Source organism: Streptomyces sp. 15-116A, assembly GCF_025290915.1.
GTDB lineage: Bacteria > Actinomycetota > Actinomycetes > Streptomycetales > Streptomycetaceae > Streptomyces.
Genome location: NZ_JAOCQE010000055.1, coordinates 20,875 through 30,605 on the forward strand (window position 1 = coordinate 20,875; position 9,731 = coordinate 30,605).

Here is a 9,731-nt window from a genome sequence, read left to right on the forward strand (position 1 = left end):
GGCGGCGTTGCCGCGCCGCCGACGGCACAGCGTAGCGTTCGCGATCTTCGTACCCGCATCCGATTCCCGCATCGGACGGGAGGGCAGGCAAGATGGGGGCGTGACCCTCATCGATCAGCTGCCGCCGACCGCCGACCCCGACGCCCTGTACGAAGCCTTCGAGTCGTGGGCGGAGGAGCGGGGTCTCACCCTCTACCCGCACCAGGAGGAGGCGCTGATCGAGGTGGTGTCCGGGGCGAACGTGATCGTCTCGACGCCCACCGGCTCCGGCAAGAGCATGATCGCCGCGGGCGCGCACTTCGCCGCGCTCGCCCGTGACGAGGTCACCTTCTACACGGCGCCCATCAAGGCCCTGGTGTCGGAGAAGTTCTTCGAGCTGTGCAAGCTGTTCGGCACCGAGAACGTCGGCATGCTCACCGGCGACGCCTCCGTCAACGCGGACGCCCCCGTCATCTGCTGCACGGCCGAAGTGCTCGCGTCGATCGCGCTGCGCGACGGCCGGAACGCCGACGTCGGCCAGGTCGTGATGGACGAGTTCCACTTCTACGCCGAGCCCGATCGCGGCTGGGCCTGGCAGATCCCGCTGCTGGAGCTGCCGCAGGCGCAGTTCGTGCTGATGTCGGCGACGCTCGGCGACGTGTCCTTCTTCGAGAAGGACCTCTCCCGCCGCACCAACCGCCCCACCGCGGTGGTCCGCTCGGCGACGCGCCCGGTGCCGCTGTCCTACGAGTACCGCTACACGCCGCTCACCGAGACACTGACCGATCTGCTCCAGGCACGGCAGGCACCGGTGTACATCGTGCACTTCACGCAGGCGCAGGCCGTCGAACGCGCGCAGGCGCTGATGAGCATCAACATGTGCTCGCGCGAGGAGAAGGACCAGATCGCCGAGCTGATCGGCAACTTCCGCTTCACCACCAAGTTCGGCCGCAATCTGTCGCGTTACGTCCGCCACGGGATCGGCGTGCACCACGCCGGCATGCTGCCCAAGTACCGGCGGCTGGTGGAGAAGCTCGCGCAGGCGGGCCTGCTGAAGGTGATCTGCGGGACGGACACGCTCGGCGTGGGCGTCAACGTGCCCATCCGCACGGTGCTGTTCACGGCGCTGACCAAGTACGACGGCAGCCGGGTGCGGACCCTGCGCGCCCGTGAGTTCCACCAGATCGCGGGCCGCGCCGGGCGGGCCGGCTTCGACACCGAGGGCTTCGTCGTCGCGCAGGCGCCCGAGCATGTCATCGAGAACGAGAAGGCGCTGGCCAAGGCGGGCGACGATCCGAAGAAGCGCCGGAAGGTGGTGCGGAAGAAGGCGCCCGAGGGGTTCGTCGGCTGGACCGACAAGACCTTCGACAAGCTCATCGACTCCGAGCCGGAGCCGCTGACGTCCCGTTTCCGGGTGACGCACACGATGCTGCTGTCCGTGATCGCCCGCCCCGGCAACGCCTTCGACGCGATGCGCCGCCTGCTGGAGGACAACCACGAGCCGCGCAAGCAGCAGCTGCGGCACATCCGGCGAGCCATCGCGATCTACCGTTCGCTGCTGGACGGCGGCATCGTCGAGAAGCTGGACGCGCCGGACGCCGAGGGCCGGATCGTGCGCCTCACCGTCGACCTCCAGCAGGACTTCGCGCTGAACCAGCCGCTGTCCACCTTCGCGCTGGCCGCGTTCGAGCTGCTGGACCCCGAATCGCCGTCGTACGCGCTGGACATGGTGTCCGTGGTGGAGTCCACGCTGGACGACCCGCGCCAGATCCTCGCCGCCCAGCAGAACAAGGCGCGCGGCGAGGCGGTCGCCGCGATGAAGGCGGACGGCGTCGAGTACGAGGAGCGCATGGAGCGCCTCCAGGACATCACGTACCCGAAGCCGCTGGAGGAGCTTCTCTTCCACGCGTACAACACCTACCGCAAGAGCCACCCGTGGGTCGGTGACCATCCGCTGTCGCCGAAGTCGGTGGTGCGGGACATGTACGAACGGGCACTGTCGTTCACCGAGTTGGTGTCCTTCTACGAGCTGGCGCGTACCGAGGGCATCGTGCTGCGTTACCTCGCCAGCGCGTACAAGGCGCTGGAGCACACCGTCCCGGACGACCTGAAGTCGGAGGATCTGCAGGATCTGATCGCCTGGCTGGGCGAGATGGTGCGCCAGGTCGACTCCAGCCTGCTGGACGAGTGGGAGCAGCTGGCCAACCCGGAGGAGATGACCGCCGAGGAGGCCCAGGAGAAGGCCGACCAGGTCAAGCCGGTCACCGCCAACGCCCGCGCGTTCCGCGTGCTGGTCCGCAACGCCATGTTCCGCCGGGTGGAGCTCGCCGCTCTGGACCAGGTGGAGGAGCTGGGCGAGCTGGACGCCGAGTCCGGCTGGGACGCGGAGGCCTGGGGCCAGGCGATGGACAAGTACTGGGACGAGTACGAGGAGCTCGGCACCGGCCCCGATGCGCGCGGCCCCAAGCTGCTGCTCATCGAGGAGGAGCCGGAGAACGGGCTGTGGCGGGTCCGGCAGATCTTCGACGACCCGAACGGCGACCACGACTGGGGCATCAGCGCCGAGGTCGATCTCACCGCCTCCGACGCGGAGGGCCGTGCGGTCGTCCGTGTCACCGATGTCGGCCAGCTGTGACCACAGGAGAATGCCCGTCATGACGAATCCGGCCGAAAGGCTTGTCGACCTGCTCGACCTGGAGCAGATCGAGGTGAACATCTTCCGCGGCCGCAGCCCGCAGGAGTCGCTGCAGCGCGTCTTCGGCGGCCAGGTGGCCGGCCAGGCGCTGGTCGCAGCGGGCCGCACCACGGACGGCGACCGGCCCGTGCACTCGCTGCACGCGTACTTCCTGCGCCCGGGCCGGCCCGGGGTGCCGATCGTGTACCAGGTCGAACGGGTGCGGGACGGGCGGTCGTTCACGACCCGCCGGGTCACCGCCGTGCAGCAGGGCCGCACGATCTTCAACCTCACCGCCTCCTTTCACAAGCCTGAACAGGGGAGTTTCGAGCACCAGCTGCCGCCGGCCCGGACGGTGCCGGACCCGGAGTCGCTGCCGACGGTCACGGACGAGATCCGTGCGCATCTGGGCGCGCTGCCGGAGCAGCTGGAGCGCATGGCGCGGCGTCAGCCCTTCGACATCCGCTATGTGGACCGGCTGCGCTGGGACCCCGACGAGGTGAAGGGCGCGGAGCCGCGCAGCGCGGTGTGGATGCGCGCGGTCGGCCCGCTCGGTGACGATCCGCTGGTGCACACCTGCGCGCTCACCTACGCCAGCGACATGACCCTGCTGGACGCCGTCCGCATCCCGGTGGAGCCGCTGTGGGGGCCGCGCGGCTTCGACATGGCGTCGCTGGACCACGCCATGTGGTTCCACCGTCCCTTCCGCGCGGACGAGTGGTTCCTGTACGACCAGGAGTCGCCGATCGCCACGGGCGGCCGGGGTCTGGCCCGTGGGCGGATCTACGACCGGGAGGGCCGGATGCTGGTGTCCGTCGTCCAGGAGGGTCTGTTCCGGGCGCTGTAGGTCATCGCCCGCCGCGGAGCCACCTGCCGAACAGGCGGCGGGAGCCGGTGCGCCGCCGGTGGGACTCCCGGCCGGTCTCGTGGGCCGGTTCGGGGAGGCGAGGGGCGGGCCGGGGTGCCGCGCGGTGCAGCTGCGCCTCGTCCGTCAGCCGCACCAGGTCCGACTGCAACCAGGCGATCTCGTCGGGATCCTGGGCCGTCATGAGCTCCTCGGCCAGATGCGCAGCCGGGGAGCCCGGCATGCCGTGCGACGGGGGTGCCTGCCGGAACCGGTGCAGATAGGAGCGGTCGTAGGGGTCCTTGACGACCTCCGCGACATGCAGCGGGTCGAGCAGTGACGCCACCGCTCCCGCGCGGGACCAGGGATCGTCGGCCAGGCGGAGCATGAATCCCAGGTGGCGGTTGCGCCAGTTGCGGGGCCTGAGGTCGATGCCGGCGTCGAGCTGGCTGCGCAGGCTCTCGGGCGTGCAGCCGGTCAGCAGCGGCGCGTTCTTGTCGTCGGCGGCGAACCGGCGTAGTTCGTCGGCGAGATAGAGCCAGACCACGGCGCGATAGCGGTTCAGATGGAAGCGGACCGGGACCAGCATCCCCAGCCGGGCCAGGCGCGTGAATCGGGCCTTGGTCACGTCCATCAGGGCCGCGCCCTGGGTGGTGCCCACCGTCTCGACGCTCTCGCGCAGCCCTTCGGGGAATCCGGGCCGGCCGCGCAGCCGCTCGATCTCGGCCGGGTCGACCCGCCGGCTCCCTCCCCCGCCGTCGGGCACGGTGCGGATGCGTCCGAGGTGCACCGCGAGGTCGAACTCGGCGCGCTTGAGGCCCAGTTCCCGCGCGGCGCGCGTGGGGGTGAGTCCGGTGGTCCGGGCCGTCGTGGCGCGCTCGGCGGTGGCCGTGACCTCGTGCGTGATGGTGTGTCCGGGCATGGTCGTCTCCCCCGTGGAGTCGGTGCGGCCGGCGCCGGGTGCGCCCGCTCGGAAACGACCGTATCTCTTTCGTCACTCTCCGCGTCAGGCCTGTGGATAACTCCACGGCGGATGGCAAATCCGCAGGTCAGCGACCATCTCCGGGATTCTGGTCCGGCCGCCGGGCGTCCACGTCGAGATGTTCGCCGACCCGGTTGACCAGCAGGGTCATCTCGTAGGCGATCTGGCCGATGTCGGCCTCGGCGCCGCTGAGGACGCACAGGCAGCTGCCGGTGCCGGCCGCGGTGACGAAGAGGACCGCGTCGTCGAACTCGACCATCGTCTGGCGCACCCCGCCCGCGCCGAAGTGGCGTCCCGACCCCTTGGCGAGGCTGTGCAGTCCCGACGAGACGGCGGCGAGGTGCTCGGCGTCCTCGCGGCGCAGTCCCGTGCTCGCGCTCGTGACCAGCCCGTCGTTGGACAGGATCAGTGCGTGCCGTACGTGCTCGACCCGCTGGGTCAGGTCGTCCAGCAGCCAGTCGAGTCCCTGCTTCTGCGCCATGTCGCGCATCCTCCCCGTGTGTTTTCCCGCGTCAGCCTTCCCCACGAGCGGGCGCCGGGCAAGGAGGATGGGAGCCATGGGAGAGAAGATGACCGACGAGGAGTGGCGGGCGTTCGTCTCGGACGGGACCCGCACCGGCAAGCTCTGCACCGTCCGCGCCGACGGCAGCCCGCATGTGGCGCCGATCTGGTTCGTGCTCGACGGCGACGAGGTGGTGTTCAACACCGGGGAGCGGACAGTGAAGGGGCGCAATCTGGCGCGTGACGGCCGGATCGCCCTGTGCGTGGACGACGACCGGCCGCCGTTCGCCTTCGTCGTCCTGCACGGCCGGGCCCGCTTCGTGGAGGACGCCGGCGAGCTGCGGCACTGGGCGGCCAGGATCGGCGCCCGCTACATGGGCGAGGACCGCGCCGAGGAGTTCGGTGCCCGCAACGGCGTGCCGGGCGAGCTCCTCGTGCGCGTCACGATCGACAAGGTGCTCTCGGAGAAGGGCGTGGCCGACTGAGCCCGGGCCCCGCCGGGGCCCGGAGTTCATCCGACCGAGTCGAGCAGCCGGGCGGTGTGCCTGCGCCCGGCGTACTCGACAAGCCGGATCAGCACCTCCTTGCCCGAGTCGCGCTCACGCGCGTCGCACAGCACGACGGGTGTTCCGGGGTCCAGGTCGAGCGCACGGCACACGTCGTGCGACTCGTGGCGCCGTGCCCCAGCGAAGCAGTTGACGGCGACCACGAACGGGATGTCGCGGTGCTCGAAGTAGTCCACCGCCGGGAAGCAGTCCTCCAGGCGCCGGGTGTCGGCGAGGACCACCGCGCCTAGGGCCCCTTGCGCCAGCTCGTCCCACAGGAACCAGAAACGGTCCTGGCCCGGCGTGCCGAAGAGGTACAGCGACAGACCGGAGCGGATGGTGATGCGCCCGAAGTCCATGGCGACGGTCGTGGTGACCTTCTGGTCCACGCCGCCGGTGTCGTCGACCAGTTGCCCCGCCTCGCTGAGCATCTCCTCGGTGCGCAGCGGCCTGATCTCGCTGACCGCGCCGACCAGGGTGGTCTTGCCGACGCCGAAACCGCCGGCGACCAGTATCTTCAGCGCCAGCGCGGCCGGTTCGCCGCCGGGGGCGTCGGGGTGCTCGGGGACCATCGATCACTTCTCTCTGGAGTGCCGGCCGCGGGTCGGCAGGGGTACGGGGATGCCGCGGGCGCGGCGGGTGTCGCCGCGCGGTGTCTGGGTGCGGGGGCGGGGCGGGCTCCTACAGAGCCTTCAGTCCTTCGATCACCTCGCGGAGGATGCGTTCGTCGGGCAGGTGGGCGGGCGGCACGGGCCGGCTGACGGTGACGCAGCCGCGTTCCAGGAGGTCGCCGAGGAGCACCCTGATCACGCCGACGGGCAGGTCGGCGCCCGCGGCGAGCTCGGCGACCGACTGGGTCTCCGGGCGGCACAGCTCGATCAGGGTGCGGTGTTCCGGCCCGAGCGCCGGGTCGTCGGCGCCGGGCGCGGCCGCGTCGAGGGTGACCAGGGCGATCAGGTCGAAGTGCACCCCGCTGGGGCCGGGCCTGGTGCGCCCGCCGGTCATGGCGTAGGGGCGGACCAGGGGCCCGGCCTCGTGGTCGTACCACTGGCTGCCGGGCTCGCTCGGGACGCCGGTCGTGTGCTCGGTCATCTGCTCGGGCCGCTTTCTCGCCTCATCCGGCGGCGGGTGGCCGCGCACCGACCCGGGGCGGGGTGTACAGGTGCTCGCCGACCCGTTTGACCAGCCGGGCCATCTCGTAGGCGACGAGGCCGATGTCGGCGGTGACGGCGGTGAGGAGGGCGAGGCAGGAGCCGTCGCCGGCGGCGGCGACGAAGAGGAAGGCGTCGTCCATCTCCACCATGGTCTGGCGCACTCCGCCGGCGCCGAAGTGCCGGCCCGCCCCCTTGGCGAGGCTGTGGAAGCCGGAGGCGACGGCCGCCAGGTGCTCGGCGTCCTCCCGGCCGAGGTCGCTGGAGGCGCCCACGGCGAGTCCGTCGTTGGACAGCACCACGGCATGGCGGACGTCGGCGACGCGGAGCACCATGTCGTCCAGCAGCCAGTCGAGTTCACCGGTGCGCCGGGCGGCTCTCATGCTCGGGTCCTGGATCATGCGGGGTCTCCTTCGCTGCCGTCGTGCTGCCTGTCCGTGCCGGGTGCGGCGCCGCGGCCGGGTTGTCTGCCGCCGCCGCGGGTCCAGCCGGCCCGGTAGGCCGTCATGCGGTCCCGTACGAGTTCGGGTGTGCGGTCGTCCTGGTCGCGGCGCGCCGGGGCCGGTGTGTCGGTGCGGCTCTCGCGCAGCTGGGGGGCGAGGCTGGCCTGCCGTACGCGGCGCGGGAGGTCGTCGGAGCCGGCCGGCTCCTCCTGGGGGCGGTGCAGTCGCAAGGTGGCGACTCCTGGGGGTCGGTTCGGGGCGGCGGTGTCCGCCCCGTCGGTCGGGGGAGCCGCGGAAGCCACCGGGGCCACCAGCGCGGGGCGGTCGTCCGGGGCGGGCACGGTCCGCTGCTGCGGCAGGTCGCCGGGCACGCGCGCGCGTGCGTCCTCCTCGCCGGGCACGCGCGTGAACGTGCGCTCCTCCTCGCCGGGCACGCGTGCGAACGTGCGCTCCTCGACGGGACGCGCCGGCCGGGTCCCGCCGGGGGAAGCGGCCGCCGCGCTGTCGTCCAGCAGGCTGGTGGGCAGCAGGACGACCGCGGTGGTGCCGCCGTAGGGGGAGGTCTTCAGGTGCACCTTGATGTCGTGGCGGGCGGCGAGCCTGCTGACCACGAACAGGCCGAGCCGGTCGCTGTCGAACAGGTCGAGCGCCTCGGACTGGGCGATGCGGCGGTTGGCCTCGGCGAGGGTCTCCTTGCCCATGCCGAGTCCGCGGTCCTCCACCTCGACGGCGTAGCCGTTGCCGACCGGTTCGCCGGTGACGCGCACGCGCGTGTGCGGCGGGGAGAACTGGGCGGCGTTCTCGATGATCTCGGCGAGGAGGTGGGTGAGGTCGGCGACGGCCGCCCCGACGACGGACGTCTCGGGCAGTTGCCGTACCTCGACGCGCGCGTAGTCCTCGACCTCGGAGACGGCGGCGCGGACCACGTTGGTGAGGGAGACCGGCATGCGCCAGGCGCGGCCGGGAGCCGCCCCGGAGAGGATGATCAGGCTCTCCGCGTGGCGCCGCATGCGGGTGGTGAGGTGGTCCAGGCGGAACAGGTCGCTGAGCTCGCCCGGATCGTCGGAGCGGCGCTCCATGCTGTCGAGCAGGCTCAGCTGACGGTGCACCAGGACCTGGCTGCGGCGGGCGAGGTTGACGAACACGCCCGAGATGCCGCCGGCGAGTTCGGCGCGCTCCACGGCGGCGCGCAGCGCGGCCCGGTGCACCGTGCCGAGCGCCTCGGCGACCTGGCCGGTCTCGTCCTGCGCGGGCGGCCCGGCAGGGGCCTCGGCGCGGATGTCGATGTCCTCCCCGGCCCTGAGTTTGCGCATCGCCTCGGGGAGTTTGCGGCGGGCGATCTCCAGGGCGTCGTTACGCAGGCGCACCAGCTCGATCACGAGACCGCGGCCGATGCGGACGGAGATGACGAGGGAGGCGGCGACGGCGGCGAGGCCGAAGAACACCGCGGCGCCCGCCGGGGTGAGCAGTCCCCGGGTGAGCGGATCGGCTCGGTGCGCGACCCTGCGGGCCGCGTCGGCCTCGATGGTGCGCATGCCGTCCCGCACGCGCGCGTGAGCGGTGTCCCAGGTGGCCGCGGGTGCCGCTTCCAGGGCCCGGGAGCCGGGGGCGCCGGTGAGCACCTTGTCCTCGGTGGCGGCGAGCGCGGCGTAGGAGTCGCTGCCGGCGAGCGTGGTCCATGCGGTGCGTTCCGGGCCGCGCAGGTCGGTGACGGCGGAGTCGGTGAGCCCGCGCCGCAGTGCGACGGCTCCGGTGAACAGCCGCAGCCGTTCCCCGGCGAGTCCGCCGTCGAGGCGGGCACCGGCCAGGAGCGCGTCCTCCTGGGCCAGGGCCTCGCCCGCGCGGGAGAACTCCAGCAGCACGCGCGCGTCGGAGCCGAGATCGGCGTCCTGGAGCCCGGTGAGGGCGCTGACGGCACCGAAGGCCGCCGCGATGGTGTCGGTGTACCGGTCGTACGTCGCCCGCCAGCCCGCGTCGCCCTCGCGCACGTCGGTGCGCAGGGGCCGCAGCCGTTCGGTGGCGGTGACGAACGCCTCGAGCCGGTCGGCCACCGCGCGGGGCAGTTCCTCGCCGTAGGCGACGGTGCCGTCCTCGCCCAGCCGCAGCTTCGCGACGGCCCGGTCGGTGGCGCGGGCGCGTTCGGCCAGGTCGTCGGCGGATACGGAGGACGCGTCGGTGACGCGGCGCACGGCGGCTGAACGTTCCGCCTGGAGGGCGGCCACGGCGGCGGCGACCGGGGCGCGGACCGTGGCGTCGACGCGCTGGATCTGGCGGAGCCTCGCGACGTCCTGGGCGGTGGTGACCGTGGCGTGGCCCCACAGGGCGAGCAGGGAGACCACCGGCACCATCAGCAGGCAGACGATCTTGGCGCGCACGGTGCGCGGCGCGGTGATCCCGCGCCCCGCGCGCTGGGGTGCCTGCTGAGGGGAGGGCTCCCCCAGCGGGTCCGGGCCTTCGTCGGCCGGCGGCCCGGCGTGGGCGCGCCGGCCGCGCGGAGGAGGCGGGGGCGACGCTTCGGCGCGGGCCGTGGGGGTCCTACGGGGTGGGCGCATGGACTCCTCGCTCGAAGAGTGGTCGGGGCAGGCCGGTGACGGCGTCGGTGCCGGCGGGCG

9 protein-coding genes are annotated in these 9,731 nt (G+C 72.5%); 3 read left to right on the plus strand and 6 right to left on the minus strand.

The features are described from left to right. The first annotated feature begins 100 nt into the window (after positions 1-100). The gene (locus N4P33_RS12630) at positions 101-2,614 is read left to right on the plus strand and encodes an RNA helicase (RefSeq protein ID WP_260826478.1); all 2,514 of its coding nucleotides are present in this window, start codon (positions 101-103) and stop codon (positions 2,612-2,614) included. Between the two features lie 19 nt (positions 2,615-2,633). Next, positions 2,634-3,500: an acyl-CoA thioesterase II gene (locus tag N4P33_RS12635; protein WP_260826479.1), complete on the plus strand. Its 867-nt coding sequence runs from the start codon at positions 2,634-2,636 to the stop codon at positions 3,498-3,500. A 1-nt stretch (position 3,501) separates the two neighbouring features. Here the strand turns inward: N4P33_RS12635 and N4P33_RS12640 are convergent, their stop codons facing one another. After that, positions 3,502-4,419, minus strand: coding sequence for a DUF6397 family protein (locus N4P33_RS12640; RefSeq protein ID WP_260826480.1), 918 nt, complete (start codon positions 4,417-4,419; stop codon positions 3,502-3,504). 127 nt (positions 4,420-4,546) lie between these two features. Next, positions 4,547-4,960 carry a roadblock/LC7 domain-containing protein gene (locus tag N4P33_RS12645; RefSeq protein ID WP_260826481.1) on the minus strand — a complete coding sequence of 138 codons (414 nt, stop codon included), beginning with the start codon at positions 4,958-4,960 and terminating at the stop codon, positions 4,547-4,549. A gap of 76 nt (positions 4,961-5,036) precedes the next feature. Between N4P33_RS12645 and N4P33_RS12650 the strand changes: the two genes are divergently transcribed. Next, positions 5,037-5,465: a PPOX class F420-dependent oxidoreductase gene (locus tag N4P33_RS12650; protein ID WP_260826482.1), complete on the plus strand. Its 429-nt coding sequence runs from the start codon at positions 5,037-5,039 to the stop codon at positions 5,463-5,465. A gap of 26 nt (positions 5,466-5,491) precedes the next feature. On the opposite strand, the gene N4P33_RS12655 is transcribed toward N4P33_RS12650, so the two are convergent. The 4 genes from N4P33_RS12655 to N4P33_RS12670 form a co-directional block, all read right to left on the minus strand. Further along, a complete protein-coding gene (locus N4P33_RS12655) occupies positions 5,492-6,097 on the minus strand; it encodes an ATP/GTP-binding protein (RefSeq protein WP_260826483.1) in 606 nt (201 codons plus the stop codon). A 109-nt stretch (positions 6,098-6,206) separates the two neighbouring features. After that, on the minus strand, positions 6,207-6,617 hold the full coding sequence (locus N4P33_RS12660; protein WP_260826484.1) for a DUF742 domain-containing protein: 411 nt from the start codon (positions 6,615-6,617) through the stop codon (positions 6,207-6,209). Positions 6,618-6,639: 22 nt separating this feature from the next. Next, a complete protein-coding gene (locus N4P33_RS12665; RefSeq protein ID WP_260826485.1) occupies positions 6,640-7,077 on the minus strand; it encodes a roadblock/LC7 domain-containing protein in 438 nt (145 codons plus the stop codon). After that, entirely contained in the window at positions 7,074-9,671 is a 2,598-nt protein-coding gene (locus N4P33_RS12670; protein WP_260826486.1) for a nitrate- and nitrite sensing domain-containing protein, read from the minus strand. Before N4P33_RS12670 ends, N4P33_RS12665 begins: the two co-directional genes overlap by 4 nt. Positions 9,672-9,731 lie beyond the last annotated feature (60 nt).

Excerpts from the sequence above, each read along its gene's own strand:
- N4P33_RS12650 (WP_260826482.1), top strand. The coding sequence starts at position 5,037 with ATGGGAGAGAAGATGACCGACGAGGAGTGGCGGGCGTTCGTCTCGGAC.
- N4P33_RS12665 (WP_260826485.1), bottom strand. The coding sequence starts at position 7,077 with ATGATCCAGGACCCGAGCATGAGAGCCGCCCGGCGCACCGGTGAACTC.
- N4P33_RS12660 (WP_260826484.1), bottom strand. The coding sequence starts at position 6,617 with ATGACCGAGCACACGACCGGCGTCCCGAGCGAGCCCGGCAGCCAGTGG.
- N4P33_RS12670 (WP_260826486.1), bottom strand. The coding sequence starts at position 9,671 with ATGCGCCCACCCCGTAGGACCCCCACGGCCCGCGCCGAAGCGTCGCCC.
- N4P33_RS12645 (WP_260826481.1), bottom strand. The coding sequence starts at position 4,960 with ATGGCGCAGAAGCAGGGACTCGACTGGCTGCTGGACGACCTGACCCAG.
- N4P33_RS12635 (WP_260826479.1), top strand. The coding sequence starts at position 2,634 with ATGACGAATCCGGCCGAAAGGCTTGTCGACCTGCTCGACCTGGAGCAG.
- N4P33_RS12655 (WP_260826483.1), bottom strand. The coding sequence starts at position 6,097 with ATGGTCCCCGAGCACCCCGACGCCCCCGGCGGCGAACCGGCCGCGCTG.
- N4P33_RS12640 (WP_260826480.1), bottom strand. The coding sequence starts at position 4,419 with ATGCCCGGACACACCATCACGCACGAGGTCACGGCCACCGCCGAGCGC.